Origin of the sequence: Natrialba aegyptia DSM 13077, assembly GCF_000337535.1 — an archaeon.
GTDB lineage: Archaea > Halobacteriota > Halobacteria > Halobacteriales > Natrialbaceae > Natrialba > Natrialba aegyptia.
The window spans coordinates 159,248-181,266 of record NZ_AOIP01000014.1; the positions used below are offsets into that span (position 1 = coordinate 159,248).

Annotated in this window: 21 protein-coding genes; 9 read left to right on the forward strand and 12 right to left on the reverse strand. The window is 62.0% G+C overall.

Features of this window, described 5'->3' with window-relative positions:
- Window positions 1-10: 10 nt before the first annotated feature.
- Genes C480_RS03645 through C480_RS03660 form a run of 4 tightly spaced genes read right to left on the reverse strand, consistent with a single transcriptional unit; the run spans window position 11 to window position 3,517 of the window.
- Window positions 11-706 (reverse strand): PH domain-containing protein, encoded by a 696-nt coding sequence (locus C480_RS03645; RefSeq protein ID WP_006664269.1) that lies wholly within the window; start codon window positions 704-706, stop codon window positions 11-13.
- The gene (locus tag C480_RS03650; RefSeq protein ID WP_006664270.1) at window positions 703-1,464 is read right to left on the reverse strand and encodes a PH domain-containing protein; all 762 of its coding nucleotides are present in this window, start codon (window positions 1,462-1,464) and stop codon (window positions 703-705) included. Before C480_RS03650 ends, C480_RS03645 begins: the two co-directional genes overlap by 4 nt.
- Window positions 1,461-2,081: a MaoC family dehydratase gene (locus C480_RS03655; protein ID WP_338044708.1), complete on the reverse strand. Its 621-nt coding sequence runs from the start codon at window positions 2,079-2,081 to the stop codon at window positions 1,461-1,463. Before C480_RS03655 ends, C480_RS03650 begins: the two co-directional genes overlap by 4 nt.
- A gap of 38 nt (window positions 2,082-2,119) precedes the next feature.
- Window positions 2,120-3,517, reverse strand: a complete 1,398-nt coding sequence (locus C480_RS03660; RefSeq protein WP_006664272.1) for an NAD-dependent succinate-semialdehyde dehydrogenase — start codon at window positions 3,515-3,517, stop codon at window positions 2,120-2,122.
- Between the two features lie 320 nt (window positions 3,518-3,837).
- Between C480_RS03660 and gdhB the strand changes: the two genes are divergently transcribed.
- Window positions 3,838-5,121, forward strand: coding sequence for a glutamate dehydrogenase GdhB (gene gdhB, locus C480_RS03665; protein WP_006664273.1), 1,284 nt, complete (start codon window positions 3,838-3,840; stop codon window positions 5,119-5,121).
- 155 nt (window positions 5,122-5,276) lie between these two features.
- On the opposite strand, the gene C480_RS03670 is transcribed toward gdhB, so the two are convergent.
- Both C480_RS03670 and C480_RS03675 read right to left on the reverse strand, forming a co-directional pair.
- A complete protein-coding gene (locus C480_RS03670) occupies window positions 5,277-6,569 on the reverse strand; it encodes a Cdc6/Cdc18 family protein (RefSeq protein WP_006664274.1) in 1,293 nt (430 codons plus the stop codon).
- Between the two features lie 340 nt (window positions 6,570-6,909).
- Window positions 6,910-7,410, reverse strand: coding sequence for a pyridoxamine 5'-phosphate oxidase family protein (locus C480_RS03675; RefSeq protein ID WP_006664275.1), 501 nt, complete (start codon window positions 7,408-7,410; stop codon window positions 6,910-6,912).
- Window positions 7,411-8,010: 600 nt separating this feature from the next.
- Between C480_RS03675 and C480_RS03680 the strand changes: the two genes are divergently transcribed.
- The 4 genes from C480_RS03680 to C480_RS03695 all read left to right on the forward strand — a co-directional run bounded on the left by C480_RS03680 (window position 8,011) and on the right by C480_RS03695 (window position 11,842).
- Window positions 8,011-8,895 carry an HpcH/HpaI aldolase/citrate lyase family protein gene (locus C480_RS03680; RefSeq protein WP_049903160.1) on the forward strand — a complete coding sequence of 295 codons (885 nt, stop codon included), beginning with the start codon at window positions 8,011-8,013 and terminating at the stop codon, window positions 8,893-8,895.
- 145 nt (window positions 8,896-9,040) lie between these two features.
- Window positions 9,041-10,297: a Glu/Leu/Phe/Val family dehydrogenase gene (locus C480_RS03685; protein WP_006664277.1), complete on the forward strand. Its 1,257-nt coding sequence runs from the start codon at window positions 9,041-9,043 to the stop codon at window positions 10,295-10,297.
- 137 nt (window positions 10,298-10,434) lie between these two features.
- Window positions 10,435-10,938 carry a DUF2062 domain-containing protein gene (locus tag C480_RS03690; protein ID WP_006664278.1) on the forward strand — a complete coding sequence of 168 codons (504 nt, stop codon included), beginning with the start codon at window positions 10,435-10,437 and terminating at the stop codon, window positions 10,936-10,938.
- A 100-nt stretch (window positions 10,939-11,038) separates the two neighbouring features.
- Complete coding sequence (locus C480_RS03695) at window positions 11,039-11,842, forward strand: DUF6517 family protein (RefSeq protein WP_006664279.1); 804 nt, start codon at window positions 11,039-11,041, stop codon at window positions 11,840-11,842.
- Between the two features lie 70 nt (window positions 11,843-11,912).
- On the opposite strand, the gene C480_RS03700 is transcribed toward C480_RS03695, so the two are convergent.
- Entirely contained in the window at window positions 11,913-13,112 is a 1,200-nt protein-coding gene (locus C480_RS03700) for a DUF7544 domain-containing protein (RefSeq protein WP_006664280.1), read from the reverse strand.
- A gap of 190 nt (window positions 13,113-13,302) precedes the next feature.
- Between C480_RS03700 and C480_RS03705 the strand changes: the two genes are divergently transcribed.
- Entirely contained in the window at window positions 13,303-14,112 is an 810-nt protein-coding gene (locus C480_RS03705) for an RIO1 family regulatory kinase/ATPase domain-containing protein (RefSeq protein ID WP_006664281.1), read from the forward strand.
- A gap of 73 nt (window positions 14,113-14,185) precedes the next feature.
- Here the strand turns inward: C480_RS03705 and C480_RS03710 are convergent, their stop codons facing one another.
- Entirely contained in the window at window positions 14,186-15,595 is a 1,410-nt protein-coding gene (locus C480_RS03710) for a sodium:solute symporter family protein (protein ID WP_006664282.1), read from the reverse strand.
- A 143-nt stretch (window positions 15,596-15,738) separates the two neighbouring features.
- Here C480_RS03710 and C480_RS03715 point away from each other — a divergent pair, with 143 nt between their 5' ends.
- The 3 genes from C480_RS03715 (at window position 15,739) to C480_RS03725 (ending at window position 19,702) form a co-directional block, all read left to right on the forward strand.
- Entirely contained in the window at window positions 15,739-16,911 is a 1,173-nt protein-coding gene (locus C480_RS03715; protein ID WP_006664283.1) for a M24 family metallopeptidase, read from the forward strand.
- Window positions 16,912-17,036: 125 nt separating this feature from the next.
- The gene (locus C480_RS03720) at window positions 17,037-17,765 is read left to right on the forward strand and encodes a helix-turn-helix domain-containing protein (protein WP_006664284.1); all 729 of its coding nucleotides are present in this window, start codon (window positions 17,037-17,039) and stop codon (window positions 17,763-17,765) included.
- A gap of 401 nt (window positions 17,766-18,166) precedes the next feature.
- Entirely contained in the window at window positions 18,167-19,702 is a 1,536-nt protein-coding gene (locus C480_RS03725; RefSeq protein ID WP_006664285.1) for an aldehyde dehydrogenase family protein, read from the forward strand.
- 422 nt (window positions 19,703-20,124) lie between these two features.
- On the opposite strand, the gene C480_RS03730 is transcribed toward C480_RS03725, so the two are convergent.
- The 4 genes from C480_RS03730 to C480_RS03745 all read right to left on the reverse strand — a co-directional run bounded on the left by C480_RS03730 (window position 20,125) and on the right by C480_RS03745 (window position 22,009).
- Window positions 20,125-20,982 (reverse strand): nitrilase-related carbon-nitrogen hydrolase, encoded by an 858-nt coding sequence (locus C480_RS03730; protein WP_006664286.1) that lies wholly within the window; start codon window positions 20,980-20,982, stop codon window positions 20,125-20,127.
- Entirely contained in the window at window positions 20,979-21,413 is a 435-nt protein-coding gene (locus C480_RS03735) for a CoxG family protein (RefSeq protein WP_006664287.1), read from the reverse strand. Before C480_RS03735 ends, C480_RS03730 begins: the two co-directional genes overlap by 4 nt.
- Window positions 21,414-21,515: 102 nt before the next feature.
- Window positions 21,516-21,752: a DUF7123 family protein gene (locus tag C480_RS03740; protein WP_006109764.1), complete on the reverse strand. Its 237-nt coding sequence runs from the start codon at window positions 21,750-21,752 to the stop codon at window positions 21,516-21,518.
- A gap of 68 nt (window positions 21,753-21,820) precedes the next feature.
- Window positions 21,821-22,009 (reverse strand): DUF7525 family protein, encoded by a 189-nt coding sequence (locus C480_RS03745; protein ID WP_006109765.1) that lies wholly within the window; start codon window positions 22,007-22,009, stop codon window positions 21,821-21,823.
- Between the last annotated feature and the right edge of the window lie 10 nt (window positions 22,010-22,019).

Here is a 22,019-nt window from a genome sequence, read left to right on the forward strand (position 1 = left end):
ACCGACGCTCTCACCGAAACGCTTCGCGTTCATCGAGCGCCCGGCGCACCGCCCGAACCTCTTCGCGGACCGCCTGCCACTGCGCGAGCGTTCCCGGAACCGGCTCCGAACGATCCGAGCGCGAGGCAGCCTCGTTTTGCAGTCGCCGATCACGACACCGGGACCGATACCGGTCGAGCGTCCGCCGAACTGAACTCGGGTCATCGACGTTCCAGAACGCGAGGGGCGCGCCGCCAGCAGTATCGATCGAGACGGTGCCATGCCCGACAAACCGACCCGCAACGCCCTGCGTGACCGTCGTATTCTGGATGTGTTCGAGTGAAACCGTCCGGACGGAGCGTCCGAGCACCCCCTGCCTGATCGCAACTCGCCGCGTCGTGATCACGAATACCGTTCGCGAGAGACGCGCGTACTGCCAGGCCGTCGGAACGGCAAGGAGCGCCACCAGTAGAAGTCCCTGCCAGGGGACGAGTTCACTGACGACGGCGGCGAGGAGTGTGAGCGTTCCCAGGAGCGTGACGGCGAGCCAGGGATAGATGGTCTGGATACGCGGGCAGCCACGCCACCGGACGGATTCGTCGGGAGCGAGTGCAAGCCAGGCGAGTTCGGCGTCACCGAGCGCCGTGGGGTCGGATGGAGCCGGAGAGTCGGCTGCGGCCTCGCGTTTGCCGGCAGGCTCACCGGACGTGCTATCGTATGAGTTCATGACCGGGACGATTGGTCGTCGTACGTGTGCGTGCGTGACCGGTTCGCGTTCGTCTCTGCGTTGTCGTTTGCGTCTGTATTGTCGTCCGTCTCTGTGTTGTCGGAGGTGTGAGTTCGATCGGTTGCCGTGCGAGCACCGGCCCCTGCGTGGCGGTCACGGTCGTCCGAGGGGCCGGTCCCGTGAGCGCCCTCCGACTCCTCCAGCAGTTCGCGGATCGTCCGGAGTTCGGTGCGAATATCGACGAGTACGTCCGCTTTCGTTGCATCACTGCCCGCTTGCGGTTCGGAATCGGTCTGTTGCGGTGCTCCTCGCCCGCGGCGACCGCGTCGCGTTCGATCGAGTTGTTCGCTGAGCAGTTGCTGTACTCCCGTCGGATCCGGCACCGATTTGAACGACATTTCGACGCCCGACCCGCCCGCAGTGCTGATCTCGACCGTTCCGTAGCCGAGTCGCGTTCCGAGGGCGGATTGGGAGTAGGAACTGTCCTGTACCTTCTCGTGTTCGATGCGCTTGACATCTCGCGAGAGGATACCCGTCTTCCGGTAGAGCGCACGGTTCGTGACGACGTACTGGGTGTTCGTCACGCGAAGATACTCGGCCGCGATGATGACGAGCCCGATCAGCACGATCGAGAGCGGAATGCCGATGAGCACCACCGGCAGGAGCGTTCGCCGATCCGGGCCGCTCTCCCACACGAGTTCTTCGTCGTCGTCTATCGTGAGCCACTCCAGGTCGGCGTCGGTCTGTGGCGCGCTCATTGGGCGGAGTCGTCGGCGAACTCGCGTTTCAACGAGAGGACGGTCCGGTCGAACGCGCAGACGAGTTCGTCGTCCTGGTTGAAGGCCTCGACGTGCATGGTGACGACGCCGCGCTCGCCGTCGCTGGTCTCGCGCTTGTCCGTGACCGTCGACCGGGCGCGGATGGTATCGCCGTGAAAGACCGGCTGGGGATGTTCGACGTCGTCGTACGAGAGGTTTGCGACGATGGTTCCGTCGGTCGTCTCGGGGATCGAAACGCCAACGGCAAGGCTCATGGTGTAGAGGCCGTTAACCAGTCGTTCGCCGAACTCGGTGTCGCCCGCGAACTCGGCGTCGAGATGCAGCGGTTGCTGGTTCATCGTCATATCGCAGAACCGTTGATTGTCGCTTTCCGAAATCGTCCGTCGTCGCTCGTGGGCGATCGTCTCGCCGACGGTAAACTCCTCGTAGTACAGCCCGGTCATAGAGTCGCAGTGGGCCAGCGCCACCAAAAAACTAGTGTCGTGCGTCGAGTTTCGGCGGCGGTCGATGCGATATCGTGTTCGCGTCTCGCCTATGGTGCTGCGATATCGTATTCGTATCCCGGCGCAGTCACCGGTCGGGACATTATTTTTCACTGCGCCCGCTCGTGCGGACGAGCGAGAGCGCGAGAGCGTTACTCGACTAAATCCGTCTCCTCGCCCGCGTCCCGCTGCACCCAGATCGTCTTCGTGTTCACGAACTCGCGAATGCCCTCGCGCGCGAGTTCGCGACCGTAGCCCGAATCTTTCACGCCGCCGAAGGGCAGTCGCGGGTCCGACTTGACGAGTTCGTTGACGAACGCCAGGCCGGATTCGAACTCGCGGGCGACGCGCTCGCCGCGGTCCAGGTCCTCGGTCCAGACGCTCGCTCCCAGCCCGAACCGGGTGTCGTTCGCCTTCTCGATCGCGGCGTCCTCGTCGGGGACGCGAAACACCGTCGCGACGGGGCCGAACAGTTCCTCGCTGTCGGCGGGCGCGTCCTCGGGAACGTCCGTCAGTACCGTCGGCGGGTAGAAGGCTCCCTCGCGGTCCATCGGCTCGCCGCCAAGTCGAACCTCGCCGCCCTGATCGACCGTCTCCTGGACTTGCTCGTGAAGCTGGTCGGCCAGGTCCTCGCGGGCCTGCGGGCCGATGTCCGTCTCCTCGGCCATCGGATCGCCGACGACCTGCTCGTCCATTGCCTCGATAAAGCGGTCGATGAACTCGTCGTAGACGTCCTCGACGACGATGAATCGCTTGGCTGCAATACAGGACTGCCCGGAGTTCAGCAGTCGGGCCTGGACCGCCGTCTCGACCGTCTCGTCCATCGGGGCGTCCTCGAGCACGACGAAGGGATCGCTGCCGCCGAGTTCGAGAACGGTCTTTTTGAGTTCGCTGCCGGCGGTTTCGGCGACGGCTCGGCCCGCCCCGTCGCTGCCGGTGAGCGTAACGCCGGCGATGCGGTCGTCTTCGATCACCGCGTCGATCTCGTCGGAACCGATCAACAGCGTGGAAAAGACGTTCTCCGGGAAGCCCGCTTCGCGGAACACGTCTTCGATGGCGCGCGCACAGCCGGGGACGTTCGAGGCGTGTTTCAACAGCCCCACGTTGCCCGCGACGAGGTTCGGCGCGGCGAATCGAAACACCTGCCAGAACGGGAAGTTCCACGGCATGATCGCGAGGATCGGCCCCAGCGGCTGGTGGGCGACGACCGTCCGCGCGTTCGGCTCGCCCGCGACGACCTCGTCCCCTAAGAACTCGGCCGCGTGCTCGGCGTAGTAGTCGCAGACCCACGCGCACTTTTCGACCTCCGAGCGCGCCTGGTCGATCGGTTTTCCCATCTCCGCCGTCATCAGTTCCGCGTACTCCTCGCTGCCGTCTCGAAGCACCTCGCCCGCGGCGGCGAGCAGTTGCTGGCGCGTCTCGATGGGGACCGTCCGCCACTCGTCGAACGCCGCCGTCGCGTTCTCGAGGTGGTCGTCCCACGTGTCCGAGTCCGCCTCGTAGGTGTCGATGGTCTCGCCGGTCGCCGGATTCGTACTCTCGATACTCATGCGGAGAGCCACCACGAGGAGACACTTGAACGGCCCCGGTTAGGACGCAACCACACCCCGCGTCACCCGGTGCCGTCGCGCTGAACTCGGCGGATGACAGAGAACGTAGCTGCTTCCGTCGAGGCGGCCACGACAGGATCGACCGGAGACCGATCGAGCCGGCGAGTGCAAGTATTGCGCGAAACCAGTCCGAGTAACAAGGGTTATGGCAGTGGACCGGAAACTGCCACATCTACACCCGCCTGACAGTCACGCTGTGACTGCCCATTCACTATGGGACGTCCGATCGTCGTTCCACGCGGGGACTCCACTCTCTGACTATGACAGCAGCCGAACCGACAACGGAATCGGAAATAGAGGAGGAGGAAAGTGCCGTCGAAACAGCCCGTCGCCAGCTCGAACGCGCAGCCGCCCATCTCGATGTCGACGAGGGCATCGTCGAACGGCTCCGCCATCCGACGAGCGTCTACCGCGTCACGATTCCGCTCGAGCGCGACGATGGAACGCGCGAGATGTTCACCGGCTATCGCGCCCACCACGACAGCGTTCGTGGCCCCTACAAGGGCGGGCTACGCTATCACCCTGCCGTCAACGAGGAGGAGTGTGTCGGGCTCTCGATGTGGATGACCTGGAAGTGCGCCGTGATGGACCTTCCATTCGGCGGCGCGAAGGGTGGCGTCGTCGTCGACCCCAAGGAACTCAGCTCCGACGAAAAGGAACGGCTCACCCGCCGCTTTGCTGAAGAACTCCGTCCCGTTATCGGCCCCAAGACCGACATTCCCGCGCCCGACATGGGAACCGATCCGAAGACGATGGCCTGGTTCATGGACGCCTACTCGATGCAGGAAGGCGAAACCGAGCCCGGCGTCGTCACCGGCAAACCCCCGGTCATCGGCGGCTCTTACGGCCGCGAGAAGGCACCCGGCCGTAGCGTCGGCATCATCACCGAACAGGCGATCGACTACTACGACTGGGACGTTACTGACACGACCGTTGCCGTCCAGGGATTCGGCAGCGTCGGGGCGAATGCCGCCCGCTATCTCGACGATCTCGGCGCTTCCATCGTCGCCGTCTCCGACATCGACGGCGCGATTTACGACCCAGACGGCTTCGATACGAACGACGTCGAAGACCACGACGAAACCCCCGGCATGGTCTCCGGCTACGCTGACGCGCAGTCGCTCTCGAACGAAGAACTCCTCGAACTCGACGTCGACGTGCTCATTCCCGCCGCAATCGGCAACGTACTGACCGGCGAAAACGCTCGCCGCGTCCAGGCGGACATGATCGTCGAAGGGGCAAACGGACCCACGACCTCGACGGCGGGTCAAATCTTCGAAGAGCGCGATATTCCCGTCATCCCCGACATCCTCGCCAACGCCGGCGGCGTCACCGTCTCGTACTTCGAGTGGCTGCAGGACATCAACCGGCGATCCTGGCGACTCGAACGCGTCCACGAAGAACTCCAGACGGAAATGCTGCGCGCCTGGGGGTGCGTCCGCGACGAGTACGACGCCCGCGATATCACCTGGCGCGATGCAGCCTACATCGTCGCACTCGAACGAATCGCCGAGGCACACGACGCCCGCGGCCTCTGGCCATAACGCGACCGCGACCGATTCTCCGCTTCAGTATCGCAGTGATTCTCGCCGCCCCCACCCCCTGTTCAGACTGAAAGCGGCGCGAACCGCCCCGGGGTAGAACTCGACATACTCACGCGAGATTCTGTCTCCCCCTACCCCCGTCGTTCAGACTGAACTCACGAGAACGAGGAGAGGTCCGTCTCGATGTCGCGCTTGTGCGAAGAGCCGCCGGTATTCGCGAGCTGATCGTAGGCTGGTAACTCTTCGAGCGAAGAGTCGCGTCGAACCGCCTTGACGATGTGCTTCGGGTCCGTCACGAGCCGATGGAGGAGATAGCTCCCCTGCGAACGGCCGCCGCCCGTTTTTTCGGACTCGATGACGCCGAGAAAGGCCTGTTCTTTGAGCTGTCGGTACAGACCGTTCTCCGTGATCGGATCGTTTGCAACCATCTCGCAGATTCCGACGTATCGCTGGTAGATTTCCCTCGTCTTGTACGTCTCGCGGTCACCGGTGATAATACGGCTCGCAAGCGAGTAGAGCGCGAGTTTTGCGTGGACCGTCGCCCCGCTCGTCAGTTCTTCGATCCGATTGATCTCGGCGACCTCCTGGGCCTGCTGGATGTGACTCTCGGAGACGGTCTCCGAACCGGTTCGCCGAGCGAGTTCACCCGCTTCCTTGAGAATCTCGATGGCTTTGCGGGCGTCGCCGTGTTTCTTCGCGGCGAGGGCGGCGCAGAGTTCGATCGTCCCGTCCTCGAGAACGTCGGGCTGGAAGGCGTCCTCGCGATTTCGCATGATCTCACGGAGTTGGGAGGCGTCGTAGGGGTGAAAGAACAGTTCGCGATGGCCGAAACTGCTGTCGATGCGTTCGTCGAGCGTTTCACGGTACTGGACCTTGTTGCTGATGCCGATCACGCCGATGTAGGCGTCGGTTTTACGCGCCTCGCGAGCGCGGGAGAGTTGCATCAGGATGTTGCTGTTATCGAGTTTGTCGATCTCGTCGAGGATGATGATCGTCGCGTCGAAAAACGACTCCAGGATTCTCCAGATGTGTTGGTAGTACTCCATTGTCCCGACGCCGCGAAGCGGAATGTGGTCCTGGTAGCTCGTTTGTTCCGTGAGGTTGAGCGCGAGTTGTCGCGTTGCCCGCGTTTCCGTATTCGCCTCGGAGCAGTCGACGTAGAGGACGCTACAGTCGATATCGTTGTCCCGAGCGGCATCCTGTGCTCGCGTCGCAACGTGGCGAGAGATGAGACTCTTTCCGGTACCGGTCTTGCCGTAGATCATCACGTTGTTCGGCGGATCGCCGCGAGTGATCGCGCCGACTTCGGCAGCAACTGACTGAATTTCGTTGTCCCGGCCGACAATGCGATCCTCATCGGGAACGTGTCCAACGTGTAAGAGTTCTTTCCGATTGAAAATCGGATCGTGAGATTGAAAGAGCGGGTCCCCACCAGCCGTATCAGCCATGCTTCTATTCTGGAAGACGGGTATTATAAAACCAGGGGAAAGAATTCAGACTGATAACGAACAGCAATGATAGAACTATTCCGAAATGAGCGTTAGATGACGCCGTATAGCGCGAGTTCGTGTTCGAGTTCTCGGAACCAGTGCTCCGAACGGGCCCGCCCCTGATTCAGAGTGAAACGGGCGAAGGTGGGGATGGGTCACGACGGGTCGGTACCGAGCGTACCGTTGCGGTGGTCCTAAATAGAGCGATACGGCGAGGAGGGACGGATCGCCAAGTACGGGTCATCAAGTACGGACTATCAAGTACGGATCACCAAGCGGACGAAACTGTGGGCCGTTTCTACTCGAACTGCCAGCGCGTCGAGGAAACCGACGCATCCAGACCGAAGCCGAAGACCGTCACCGGGGTTACTTCGTACACCTCGTACGGTGGGTCCCCCGCAGTGGGAGCGCCAACAGCGTAAAATGCACCGTCACGAACCTCAACCTCCCACTCGTATTTAGTCGCATACACATCGGCCGCGTTCTGGAGCGCGGTTTCGTCGCTCCGCTTCGCCGCCTCGCCTTCGATCACGAAGTGGAACGCGTCCGTTTCGGCCGCGAGACTGCAGGACGGAACGGCTGTGAGATTCCCAACCTTCCGCGTGGCTGCCCCCGAACAGAAGTACATCGCGTCCGCAACCCAAACGGCGAGCAACGGCCGAACGTGTGGTCGCCCGTCCGGATGCACCGTTGCGAGCCAGTAGTAATCGGCTGCCCCAAGCTGCTCGCGCGCATCCGCCCACGCAGTCGCGTTACCGTCTTCGAGGGGCTGTGTTTCCGGTTGTTTTCTTCGAGTCATCGATGCTCACCACATTTTCTTCGGTCGCTACCCACATGAACAGCGCGCCACACGGCAAATAGACGATAGAACGACGATAACCAGTGTGTAACCGCTCTGTCCAATCTGTACCCGTTCTTTCCCCGGTTGTTCTTCCGTCCTAGTCTAGTCTCGTATTGTATGTTCCGATATCAGAAATTCTCGCCGAAAACGGCCCACCTATATTTCACGCTCGTCCCTCACCGAAACCGGCGACGAAACCCCACCTCTTCCAACCCCCTCCCGGCCCTCGACCGAATACACTCTGAATTGGGGGTGCCCCTGGGTGAGTACATTCGACTCGTCGGTTCGACAATCACTGCATCGGCTCTCATCCGCTATCTCGCTCGAAAACAGGTACTGCTCACCGTGAGAACCGTCGATAGCTCGGGAGAACACCACCCCTGATTCAGAGTGAAAACAATTCGACGGACATCGATCCTCCGCGCCGGCCGTTTCAGTTTCACTTTGAACGAGGGGTGTCTCAGCGGGCTACCGGTCGGTGAGCGCACCCGGGTACACCACGAGGGGGCGAACTTCGTAATCCGTACTTTCACGTCACCGCTTCACGCACACTGAGACATGGTACGGCGTAGTCTCCTCTTCACACCCGGTGATCGCCCGGAAATGCTCCGCAAAGCACCCGAATCCGGTGCCGATACGATCGTCTTCGATCTCGAAGATGCAGTGGCACCCGGTCGGAAAGATGCGGCCCGAGAAACGGTCCGCGAGGTCCTCTCGGACCCCGAGTTCGCGCCGGACTGTGAAGTCTGCGTGCGCGTCAATGCGTCATCCGCGGCCATCGCCGCAGATCTCGAGGCGCTTCTCGGTCGCGGCCCCCTCCGACTTGACAGTCTGTTGCTCCCCAAGGTCGAGCGTTCCGACGACGTCGAAGCCCTCGCGGGTGAACTCGAACAGTTTGACAGCGGCGACGCTGACGTTCCCGTTCTCGCGTTGATCGAAACCGCTCGCGGCGTCCTCGCCGCACCCGACATCGCCGCCGTTCCGGAAACCGATGCACTCGTCTTCGGCGCTGAAGACCTTTCAGCCGATATCGGAGCCACGCGAACCGACGACGGGACTGAAGTACTCTACGCCCGCGAGCGCGTCGTACTCGCCGCCGCTGCGAACGACTGTTCCGCAATCGATACCGTTTTCACCGATTTCGGGGACGAGACGGGACTGATCGACGAAACCGAGTTCGCGATCCAACTCGGGTACGACGGCAAACTCGCGATTCATCCCGCGCAAGTCGACCCGATCAACGACGCGTTCACGCCGACGGCCGAAGAACTCGAGTGGGCAAGGGACGTGCTGGACGCGAAACGAGACGCCGACGCTGACGGCCGCGGTGTCTTCGAGGTCGACGGGCAGATGATCGACGCGCCACTGATCGCACAGGCAGAACGAATCGAGGCCCGGGCCGCGGCCGATTCCACGGCCGAAGACGATAGTCCCGACAGCTAGCTGCTCCGCCTGTCACCGATCCACGCCACTCGTTACTCAGTGCTATTGCACAGAATATAATGGGATCTATAATCCTTATATTGTGATTTACTTACTATGGATGTCTTCGTCACGCTTATTTCCGGTTCGCTAGAATAGGAGCGTAATGGTAGCAGACATCAATCCATTCGAGAGCCTCCAGTCGCAAATCGACGACGCGGCGGCGCACCTCGACGTCGGCGACGACGTCATCGAACGGCTCAAACACCCGGAACGAGTTCTCGAAACGAACCTCACGGTCGAACTCGACGACGGTGAACTCGAGCGGTTCAAAGCCTTCCGCTCGCAGTTTAACGGCGACCGCGGCCCGTACAAAGGCGGTATCCGCTACCATCCAAACGTCTCCCGCGACGAGGTCAAGGCCCTGTCGGGCTGGATGGTCTACAAGTGCGCCATCGTCGACATCCCCTACGGCGGCGGCAAGGGCGGTATTATCATCGACCCCGATGACTACTCCGAAAGCGAACTCGAACGCCTGACGCGGTCGTTCGCAACCGAACTCCGTCCGCTCATCGGTGTGGACCGCGATATCCCCGCCCCCGACGTGAACACGGGTCAGCGGGAGATGAACTGGATCAAGGACACCTACGAAACGCTCGAGAACACCACCGAACCAGGCGTCATTACGGGGAAAAACATCGCGAGCGGAGGCAGTGAGGGTCGCGTCGAAGCGACCGGTCGCTCAACGGTGATCGCCGCGCGCGAGGCGTTCGATTACCTCGACAAGGATCTCGAAGGCGCGACCGTGGCCGTCCAGGGCTACGGGAACGCCGGCTGGATCGCCGCCAAGCTCATCGACGAGATGGGGGCCACCGTCGTCGCCGCGAGCGACTCGAGCGGCGGTATCTACAATCCCGACGGCTTCGATCCGGTTGCCGCCAGGGACCACAAAAACGAAACCGGCAGCGTCGTCGGCTACGAGGACAGCGTCGAGGAGGTAACCAACGAGGACGTACTCACGATGGACGTGGATCTGCTCATCCCCGCCGCACTCGAGAACGCAATCGATCGTGACCTCGCCACGGACGTCACCGCTGACGTCATCTCTGAGGCCGCGAACGGGCCGTTAACGCCCGAAGCCGACGAAGTACTCCAGAAACAGGACACCTTCGTCATCCCAGATATCCTCGCAAACGCCGGCGGTGTTACCGTCTCGTACTTCGAGTGGGTCCAGAACCGCCAGCGCTTTTCCTGGAGCGAACAGCGCGTCAACGACGAACTCGAGACGCTCATCGTCGACGCATTCGATGCTCTCGTCGATACCTACGAAACATACGACCTCGACAACCCTCGGACTGCCGCCTACGTTGTCGCAGTCGACCGCGTCGCCGACGCTTACGAGGAAGCGGGTAGCTTCCCCTGATCGCCTCGCTAGCGGTAGCGTCGCTCTCGCCCGCCAGTTCCCGCGAGTTCCCGTGAAGTTCTGTTCGAGCGATACGTAGTTCTTCACCGACCGCGGTCTTTTTCCACGTCCGCCTGGATAGGACACATGGACAACGCGTGAGCATACGGGACCGACTCGATCACTATCGCGAAGAGGCCCTCCACAAGCTTACCGTCGCGATCCAGGAGGAACACACGCCCCACGAGGTCGCCGCCAGTTTCGCCATCGGGATTTTCGTGACGGCATTGCCATCCGGTGGTCTCGGTATCGGCTTGTTCTTCGTGTTCAGTGCCCTGTGGTCGTGGATCTGCAAGCCGGCGCTGTTCGCCTCCATCGCCGTCCTCAATCCGTTCGTCAAACCCGTCGTCTACCTTTCGAGTGTTCACGTCGGCGGCGTCCTCCTCGGCACCAGTCCGATCCGTTCGCAGGAAACGATAACCGAATCCGCCACCGCCACCGTTCACCAACTGATCGTCGGCAACGTCGTGTTCGCGACGGTACTTGCGGCCATCGGTTACGTTATCGTTCGGCGACTGACGCGGCTTCACCGCCGCCGAGCGCAACATGCGGCAGATCGCTCGCTCGTCTCGACGATCCGTCGCATGCTCCGTCGCAACTAAGGATACGGATACCACACGACGGTCGCACGTCCTGTTAGGAAATCGAGAGACAATCAGGGGACCAGTAAACACTTATCAACTGATCGTTGATTGTGATACCATGAAACGTCGAACGCTTCTGAGCGGCCTCGGTGTCGCCGGCCTCACCAGCCTCTCGGGCTGTCTGGGGCTCGTCGGCCTGGCACGCCACGAAGCCTCGCCTGCCGGTGTCGATGCGTCCGTTCGCAACGATACCGGGTACGAGCAGACTGCAATCGACGAGTTCACCGTCGAGCGAGAGGTTGGCGTCAGCATCGCAACCGAAACGGTCGTGATTACGAATTACATGACCGAACACGAGAAGGCGGTCGACATGGGCCCGCTGGGCGAGCAACGCGGGGCCGTCTTCATCGTCCTGACGACGCCGCAGGTCAACGCGTTCGGCTCGCAGTTCAATCCCGTCGAGGACAGGTCTACCGACGAACTCGTCGAGTTGGTCGCGAGCAATTACGACGATATCGGATCCGTGTCCTTCGTCGAGGAAACGTCGGTGACGGTGTTCGACCAGTCGACGACCCAGTCCAGATACACCGCCGAGGCGTCGTTCCAGGGACAGCCGGTCGATGTCGCGTTGCACGTGAGCGAAGCCGTCGAGACCGACGACGATCTGCTCGTAACGGTCGGCGTCTATCCGAACGAATTCGATTGGAGCGAGGAAGAACAGATATTCTCGCTGATGGACGGTGTCGTTCCGGATATCGACGAGGAGGACGCCGGCGATACCGAGAACGGAACCAGCGAGTCGGACAGTGACGGCAACGATACGGATACCAAGACTGGTTCCGAGAGCAACGATACCGACACCGGTAGCGAGACGGACGAAAACGGTGACGAGGATAGCGGCATTCTTTCGGACATCAACTGACGAGTGTCGAACCCCCGCTAGCTGATTGTGGCCGCACCCCTGTTTTCGACGAGTTCAGCGAGGGACTGCCTTACCAGCCGCGGTCAGCGTCGTCGTCGCGGTCGTCGTAGTCGTCGCTGGGAGTAGCGTCGTCATTGCGGTCATCGGTGGCGTCGGTTCCGGTTCGATCATCATCATCACCGAACCCGGACTCGTCGAGCCACCCGTAGTCGTCGGTTTCGTCGCGGGGTTCGGTGTCGAACTCGTCGTGTGTGTCGTCGAAGCGATCGGTCCGCTCGTCGGCTCGAACCGTCTCGCCGGCACCGGTGTGATTGGCCCGGGCAGCACCTCGTTGCTTCGGAACGAGGTCGAGCTCGGAATTGGTGTCGCCGAGCAGGAGCAGTGCGTAGTACTGGAAGTAGGTTCGGACCGGCATCTGGACGAGAGCGACGAGTGCGATGAACGCGAGCAGACCGACGACGCCGATGGCACCGGCGAGGTAGACCCCGCCACCGCCGAGCGCATACGCCAGTACGCCGACGATCACGAACGGAATCGCGAGGACAACCGCGCCGAAGAGGATGACGAATCCGACGGCGATACTCGTCACGAGTTGTAGCACCCAGACCAAAAGCAAGTAGACGACATACTCGCCGACGTTCCCCCGAAGCGTCGCCCAGAATCGTCGCCACCCACCGAGCACGCCCCGGTCCTCGAGCAGCATGATCGGCGCGACGAACTCGGACGTAAAGCGCATCACGATGGCGTAGACGATATAGAGCGGAATCGCCACGAGCGCGATCAGCGCGAGTTCGCCGATGAACTCGTCCGTGGTAGCCGTGCTGGTGAGGAGGTAACCGATTGGAACGGCGACGATTGCAAGCAGGGCGAGCGAGACGAGCGCCCGAAACGCAAAGAGCCGGATGCCGCGACCGAGATTTGCCCTGCTGTATCGTCGGACGTGAATCTCCGTCGACCGGAGCGTTTCGATGAAGACGAATTCCATGACGGCACCGAGGAGCGCGAACAGGGCCCAGAGTAGGATGGCAACAACGGCGAGAACAACGGCTGCTGCGAGCACGTCGTCCGGGATCTCGCCGAGTCCGTCCTGCGGCATCGGCTCGTCGCCGACCATCTGCGGGTCGGTGGTTGCGAGGTTCCCCGGCGAACCCAGACCCCCACCGACGAAGAGCACGACGACGGATAGCTTGAGCCACAACCACGCGCGCACCGGGAGTAACAGCGCTCGCGTGGTTTCGATCGCATCCCCGAGATCGTCGACAGCATCCATAGTTACGGTAAACGTCTCAGAGCAACGATAAAAATGGTGCTGTCTCTCGTGTCGCGTCTGAACTCGAGTGCGTGCCGAGAGTGATGGCTCGCCCGTGACCGTCGATGCTAACAGCGTTCAGGTGACCGGACACATCTCGTTTGAAACACTTCGAGACGCATTTAACCGCGAGTCCACTCACGGTCTAGTAATGGATCTCCGCCAGCTCGCTCGCGGGACCGTCGAGTGGGGACGCATCGAGCGCGTCATTCGAACGCTGGCGGAACGCCACGACCGCGAGTTCGTCCGCGTCGAGTTCCTCGAAGCCGATAACTGGCTGTCGACGCCCTGCGTCATCGACGAGCGATGGTTCGTCAAAATCGTCAGCCGTCAGAACGCGCTCGTCCACGCGCTCTTGACGACGGGGCGAAACGTCGGCGCGGTATCCTCGGGTACCGAGGGCTTTTTCGGCCGCTTCGATACGCCCCGCGAGATGGTCGAACACGAGTACGAGGCAACACAACGGATGCGCGAAGTCGGTCTCAACGCCCCTCGGCCGATCGAAGCCTTCGAAGTCAACGGCCTGGGCGTGCTCGTCCTCGAGTACCTTCCCGAGTTCGAGTCGCTCGGAGCGGTCTCGGACGCCGTCGTCGCCGAGCGCGCGCCGGACCTCTTCGAAATGCTCTCGCTCCTGCACGACCACGGCCTGGCCCACGGCGACCTGCGCGACGAAAACATCCTGCTTTGCGACGGCGAACTCTACTTCATCGACGCGACCAGCGTCCACGAGAACCGCGTCGCGGAGACGACCGCCTACGACCTCGCCTGCGCGCTCGCCGTTCTGGAACCGCGTATCGGCGCTCGCGAGGCCGTCCTCGCCGCCTCCTCAGTCTACGACACCGACGAACTCCTCTCGGCGCGACGCTTCCTCGACTTCGTCCGCCTGCGCCCCGATCACGAGTTCGACTCGACGCTCCTCCGGAGTGAACTCGAGAAGGCGGCGGATCTGAGCCAGCACTGACGTTCGAAGCGGATTTCAAAATTCGAGTTCCACCGAGTCCCGAGTTCGATAGTACAGTACTACCGAAGAGCGATCAGGCGCGAGACGGCGACGGCGACGACAGCGAACTCGTGAGGTAACTGACGAGGACGATGAGCACGCCGGCGACCGGTGCCGCGATGATCACCGCATCCAGTCCGTAGGGACTCCCGAGAACCGTGTCCCAAGAGACCGCGAGCACGGCACCGACGATCATTCCGGCGAGGCCGCCGATCTTGGTCAGGCGCTCTCGCATCAGGAAGATCGCGAGCAGCGGCGGCGTGATCGCGGCCCCGTAGGCCGTATAGGAGTACATCTGAACCTCGAGAATCGTCGGGAAGTACTGCCCGAGGACGAACGCGAAAATACCGAGGACGACCACGAACGCCCGGGTCAGCCAGAACACCTGTTGGTCGGATGCATCGGGATTAATAAGCCCTTTGTAGAGGTCCTGGGAGAGGTTGGTACAGGCGGACAGCAGGTAGGAGCTCCCCGTCGTGACGATGAACGCCGTGGCGGCGGCCAGCAAAACACCGCCGATCCAGGTCGGAATCTCCGTCGTCGTCGCGATCAGGGCCATGCCCGGATCGAGTTCGGGGAACATCGCTCGCGAGGCGAACGCGATGAGGGGGACCAGCGTCATGGTTGCGATCGCGCCGCCGAACCAGGCGATGAGTCCGGTGTTCGTCCCTTCGTCGGTTTCGCCGGCGATGATGCGCTGGTACATGTTCTGGTCGGCGAGGATCAACAGCAGCGGCGGGGCCCACAGCGCGAAGAACTCGAAGAACGAGAGGTTTCCGAGCGTGTCGAAGTGGGTCGCGGGGACGTTCGCGGAGATTCCGCTCCAGCCGCCGGCTTCGATGAAGACGAACGGGACTGCGACGACGAGCCCGACGAGCATCAGGAAGGCGCTGATCGCGTCCGTGTACGCGACGGACATGAGGCCGCCCATCGCGGCGAGTGCGATGATGAGGGCGGTTCCGATGAGCGTCCCCTGGGCAACTGGGATGCCGGTCGTGACGTTCAACACGAACCCGAGCCCGGTGAACTGGTAGGAAACGATTCCGACGTATGCGAACGCGATGACGAGCAGGCTGATGATGCGCCCTTCCTTGCCCAGTTCTTCCTCGATCATTTCGGGGACCGTCAGTTTGTCGAAGGCCCTGATACGCGGTGCGAGCGCCTTCAGAATGCCGATACCGAGGAGCGATCCCGTACCGAGGATGATCGCGGGCCACAGCCCGTTGTCGTACGCGATCGAGTTCGCGCCGCCGGTCACCGTGCCGGAGCCCATCCACGTCGCCAGCAGCGTTCCGGCGATGATGACCGCGCCGAGGCTTCGGCCGGCGACCATGAAGTCCTCCGCGGTGTTCGTTTTTCCGTACGCCCAGACACCGACGCCGAGCATCACGACTAGATATGCGGCGACGATGTACAGTAACGTCATGTCGCTCTCGACTGCCATGGCGTGAGAATATGAGACACGGGTGTTAAATACCTCACCGACCAATCGTTCCTGATCGATACATACAGATATCAAATATAAACGCGGCAAGACCGACCTGGTCGGGTCCGGTTTTAATATCGCGAGCCGTCTGATGGCGTGTGATGGCAGACCTCACTATCCCCGAATCGGAACACCGCGAGCGAAAGCGAACGGTGCTGGAGCGCGCCGACGCGGACGGGTACGACGGGCTCGTTCTCTTCGGATCACTAAACATTCATTACGTCACCGGCATGTATCACCTGCCGACCGAGCGGCCGGTCGCGCTCGGGATCACCGACGAGCGCGTCGAGGCCGTCGTTCCGCGACTCGAACAGGAACACGCCTCCCGGGACGAGTTCATAATCGACGACGTCACGACGTACTTCGACTATCCCCAGGGCGAGCCGATGGAGGCGGTCGCCGATATGTGTGCCCGCCTCGGACTCGCCGACGGGAATATTGCGGTCGATGCTGACGGGAGCCCGGCCCGAAACGGATACACCGGCCCCGCGCTCTCGTCGCTCGTCGCCGCGGATGTCGGCGTCGAGGAGTACATCACCGAGATGCGCGAAACGAAAAGCGACCACGAAATCGAACTTATCCGCGAGGCGAGCGTCTGGGCCAACCTCGGCCACCGACTCCTGCAGGAGCGCATCGAGCCGGGCCGACGCCCCATCGAAGTCCGGGCGGAAGTCGAGGCCGAGGCGGTCAAGGCGATGCTCGATACGCTCGGCGAGCGCTACGAGATGCGCTCGTGGGCGAACCCGATGCAGTGTCTGTTCACGACCGGCGAGGTGACGGCGCGGCCCCACAGCATGGACCAGACGACGCGAATCGAGCGCGGCGACAACATCGTCACGATCGTCAAACCGAACGTCGGCGGCTACACGACCGAACTCGAGCGGACGATGTTCGTCGGGGAGGTCTCCGACGAGCAACAGACGTACTTCGAGATCATGAAGGAATCTCAGGAGATCGCGATCGACGCGATCGGCCCGGGCGTCGAGTACGCGGCGGTTGAGGAGGCCGTCGTCGATTACTACGAAGAGCAAGGCGTGGCCGAGTTCACCCAGCATCACGCCGGCCACAACATCGGTATGCAGGGCCACGAACGGCCGTTTCTCGATGTCGACAGTGACGGTGAAATCCGCCCGGGTGAACTGTTCACCGTCGAACCCGGATTCTACGTCCCCGGTCTGGGCGGCTTTCGCCACTCCGATACGGTGCTCGTGACCGACGAGGGAACGGAGACGCTGACGTACTATCCCCGCGATCTCGAGAGCCTGATCGTTTGAGAAAGCGCCGACACAGCTCCGGGGAGGCTCAAAAATCCGTTAGATAGCTGCCCATACTCTTCTCAATCGACACGATTAACGGACAAAGCGCAACATAGAAGCCCTCGCCACAGACACACAAAGACATGAGCCTGGAGCACGAGCTATCGAGCGTTCGATTAACCCTCGACCTCTGGCATCCGGACTGCTGGGCCATCGAAGCGACGGACCGAACGGGCGGCGGCGTCCTCGCACACGCGATCTATAACTCCCCGAAGATCAAGAGCGATGAGCCCAGTCCGAATACGGTCGAGGGCCTGTTCACCGCGTTCGGCGATACCGCCGCAGAGGTCCGCGACCTCCTCGATGCGATCCGCGCGTCGAACCATGCCGGAGAACTGTTCGAGCTTCAAAAGCGGTTCGGACGTGCACGCAACGCCCCCGGCAACGTCGTCCGCGAGTTCTTCCTCGAGTACGATCCCGACGAGATGGTCTGTCCGACGCTCCTGGAGAACGGCTTCGTTCACAGCGCGCCGGTCCGGATCCAGAACGGGAGCGAGGAGTGGAACCTCTGTTTCGCGGGTGATCGATCCCGGATCGAAGAGTCCCTAGACGACGTGCGCGATCAGGCTGGCGCGGAGGTAACGATCACGTCGATTACGACCGCCGATTCGCCCGAGCGTTCGACGCGCGACCAGCGTCTCGATACGCTCACGACGGCCCAGCGCGAAGTGTTCGAACACGCCCGCGAGGCCGGCTACTACGAGTGGCCCCGCGAAATAACGACCCGCGAACTGGCGGCTGAACTCGACATCGCAAAGTCGACACTGCTCGAACATCTGCGGACGGCTGAATCGAAGCTTCTGGATCCGTAGTCGCGCTCCCGTAATCTCGCTCCAAACGGCCGATCAACGCAGGAGCGCTTCTCGGATACAGACGACGAACACGGGCGAAATTCTCCGTCCGCTCTCGAACTCGTCGGTACGCCGGAGAGTCATTTGGTGCGGACGATACTGGTAGACGTCGAATCCGTCAGCGGCCAGTTCGTACTGCAATTCGCCCGGACGCCCATTACAGCTAGATCCTGACGACCATCCCTTCCTCGGCGCGCCGGCGAGTCGTTCGGGTTCCTTTCGAATTCGCTCGAGATTCGACCGGAGGCAGGCGTCATATCTCGTTCCTGGGAAATTTAATCGGTAGAACATAATGAAATAAGCTGCCGACACGTGACCATGATCGGTGGGGATTACATGGGATTAGCGCGTAATCACGAACTATGTCGCACCAATCCGGAACGCAACTGAACCAACATTACATCGACGGCGAGTGGACCGACGGCGACGGCTCGGACACGTTCGCAAGCGAGAGCCCCGCGACGGGAGAGACGCTGGCGGAGTTCACACGCGGCACCGAGGCCGATGTCGATGCTGCACTGGCCGCAGCGGACGAGGCCACCGAGGAGTGGCGTGAACTCTCGTATATCGACCGTGCGGAGTATCTCTGGGAGATCTACCACGAACTGCGCGACCGGCATCAGGAATTAGGCGAGGTCGTCTCCAAGGAGTGTGGCAAGGAGATTTCGGAAGGGAAAGCCGACGTGACCGAAGCCTGGCACATGGTCGAGTGGGCGGCGGGCAACGCCCGCCACCCCCACGGTGACGTGGTTCCGTCGGAAGTCGGTGACAAGGACGCCTACATGCGCCGGAAGCCACGGGGCGTCGTCGGCTGTATCACACCTTGGAACTTCCCGGTCGCGATCCCGTTCTGGCACATGGCTATCGCTCTCGTGGAAGGGAATACGGTCGTCTGGAAGCCGGCCGAACAGACGCCGTGGTGTGGCCAGATTATCGCCGAGATGTTCGACGACGCCGGCATTCCCGACGGCGTGTTCAACATGGTCCAGGGCTTCGGCGACGCCGGCGCGGCGATCACGGACGACGAACGCGTCGACACCGTTCTCTTTACGGGCTCGGCAGAGGTTGGCCAGGAAATCGCCAGCAAGGTCGGCGGCGAACCCGGCAAGCTCGCAGCCTGTGAGATGGGCGGCAAGAACGGCATCATCATCACCGAGGAAGCCGATCTGGACATCGCCGTTCACTCGGCGATCATGTCCTCGTTCAAGACCACGGGTCAGCGTTGCGTCTCTTCCGAGCGCCTGATCGTCCACACGGACGTTTACGACGAGTTCAAGGAGCGCTACGTCGAGATCGCCGAGGACGTCGCGGTGGGCGATCCGCTCGAAGAATCGACGTTCATGGGGCCGGCGATCGAGCCCGAACACGTCGAGAAGATCCGCAAGCACAACGAACTCGCCGAGCAGGAGGGAGCGAACGTCCTCGTCGACCGTTTCGAACTCGGCGAAGACGAGATTCCGGACGGCCACGAAGACGGCAACTGGGTCGGCCCGTTCGTCTACGAGATCGAGTACGACACGGACCTGCGCTGTCTCAAAGAGGAGTGCTTCGGGCCCCACGTCGCCCTGCTCGAATACGAGGGCGACATCGAGGATGCCGTCGAGATCCACAACGACACGCCCTACGGTCTTGCCGGCGCTGTGATCTCCGAGGATTACCGCCAGATCAACTACTTCCGCGATCACGCCGAGATCGGTCTCGCGTACGCGAATCTGCCGTGTATCGGTGCCGAAGTGCACCTGCCGTTCGGCGGAGTCAAAAAGTCCGGAAACGGCTACCCCTCGGCTCGCGAGGCCATCGAGGCCGTCACCGAGCGTACCGCCTGGACGATGAACAACTCCAAAGACATTCAGATGGCTCAGGGCCTCTCGGCGGATATTACCATGCAGGACGACTGACCGTCGCTGCCGACACTCTGTCCCGATTTTCTTTTTTCTCGTGAGTCAGTCTCAACCGGCCCGGCGGAACGACGAGTTCAGTTAGTAGGTACTGGTTGTGTCATTGACTATCGGTAACTGGTAACGAGAGGTAGTGGGGACTGAGCAGTGAGTAATGGCGGGTGACTAACAGTCGAAAGGAAGATGCGGACGAGGTGACGAGGAGACGGGAGTGCTCGTTCCCGGGAACGAGCAGTGCCGGGCCGGAGACGCGCTTGCCGGGTACGACGTGAAAAGCGTCTGTACCGGCATTCGTATTTCGATTCGCTGGACCAAAAAGTCAGCGGTCAGCGAACGTCAAATGTGGACTAGTGACATAGTTTCTCGTTGCCGGGTCCGCGTTTCCAGGTTGTCACGGTGTCGGATTCCCAGTTATGAGGGACCTATAACCGTCGGTCACGTAGTGCGGGGAACTCTCCGCGTACAGCGGACACCGCTTCTCGGTCGAGTTCGGCCATCACGAGGTCGGGATCGTCCCCGGTCGAGGCAAGCGTGACGCCCCAGGGATCGGTGACGGTCGAGCGGCCGAGCAGCGTCGTCGTGTCGCCGGTGTCCCCGTCGGTGAACTGACCGGAACCGTTGATCGTCGCCACGTAACACTGGTTTTCGATGGCTCGCGCCCGTGAGAGCGTCTGCCAGTGTTCGAGTCGCGGGTAGGGCCACGCGCTCGGGACGAGCACGAGTTCAGCGCCCACATCCACCAATCGGCGGTAGAGTGCGGGAAAGCGCAGGTCGTAGCAGGTCGTCACGCCGACGGTCAGTCCGTCGATGGTCGCGGTTTCGATCCGCTCGCCGGGAACGAGCAGGTCGGATTCGGCGGAGTCGTAGCCGAAGAGGTGGTGTTTGCGGTAGACCAGTTGCAGGTCGCCGTCGGCGTCGAACAGCGCGGCGGTGTTGGCGAGTCCGCCGTCGGCGGGCGTGTCGACGGCGGTGGTCGCGCCGAGATCCTCGACGATACTGCCGGCGAGAACGGCGATGTCGTGTTCGTCGGCCGCCGCTCGGAGGCGCGCGTTCGTCGTGCCGAGCAGGGGTTGTGCATCACGTTCGTACCGGTCGAACGCGAAATAGCCCACGTTGAACAGTTCGGGGAGGGCGACCAGATCGGCACCGCGGGCGGCCGCGCGGTCGATCGCGTCGAGCGCCCGGTCGACGTTTTCCTCGAGTGCACCGGCTTCGACGCGGAGTTGGGCCAGAGCCAGCGTGAGCGGTGGCGTTGCCTGGAATGTGGTTTCGGCAGTCATCGTGTCGCCTGAAGGTGGCGCTCGAGTTCGTCGCGGAGGTTCTCGAGTTCGTCGTCGAGGTTGCGTTTGAAGAACTGCTCGACGCCCGGGAGTTTGCCGTCGACGACGAAGTGGTTCTCGAGGCGCGCCCCGGTTTCGGTCGCGACGATTTCGTGTTCGCCGGTGACGTCCAGGACGCTCGAGTTGCCGACGAACTTGACGTATTCCGGCGGTCTTCGCGTCACGTCTTCGGTGTCGACGGTGACGGTCCGCCGAACGAACGGAATCGGCAGGGCGACCTGCCAGGTAACCTTGTGGCTCGCCGGGTCGGTGACGGTGAACTCGTCGACGACGCTAATCGCGCGGGCGCGATTCTCGGGATCGGCAATAAACGACCAGACGCGTTCGGGTGGTGCCGATAGCTCGAACGACCGGTCGACCCGTACAGTCATGCCACTAACTGTGCGCGTAGTGGATAAAAAGACCGTGGGACCGGCATGAATCGAACGGAGAGTCGAAGACCAGTCTGGTGGCGCAATTCGAACTGGAAGTCATCAGGCGGTTGAGGAGCTCAGGGTTACCTTCCACGTTGTCGAACGCGCACGGCCCCACTTTTCGATGTCCACGTCGTCGGATTTCTCCGCGAGGTGTGGGAGGCGCGCGCCAACCTGTTTCGACGAAAGTCCGATCGCATCGGCGATGTTTTTCGACCGGAAGTAACGTTCTCCACGGGTAGCGCTCTCGCGCAGATACGAGATAATCCGCTGTTCTTCGTCGGAGTAGTCGGTCATCGTCCGTACGAAACATAGGAGGCCGCCGCTCTTAACTCTTGACGGCCGTTATGGCATGTGTTGGCGCGTCAGTCCCAGTAGAGATGAATGCCAACAACTGCGAGTGAACTGAAGAGGACGGCACCGGCGAACCCGAAGGCAGCATCGATTTCCGGCGCGCCCGTCACCATCACGAGTGCGCCGATCGTGGCGAGCGCCCCGAGTGCAAGCGCCAGCCCGACGCCCTTGTCCGTCGTCGACTCCGATTGCGTAGCCATGCTCGTGAGT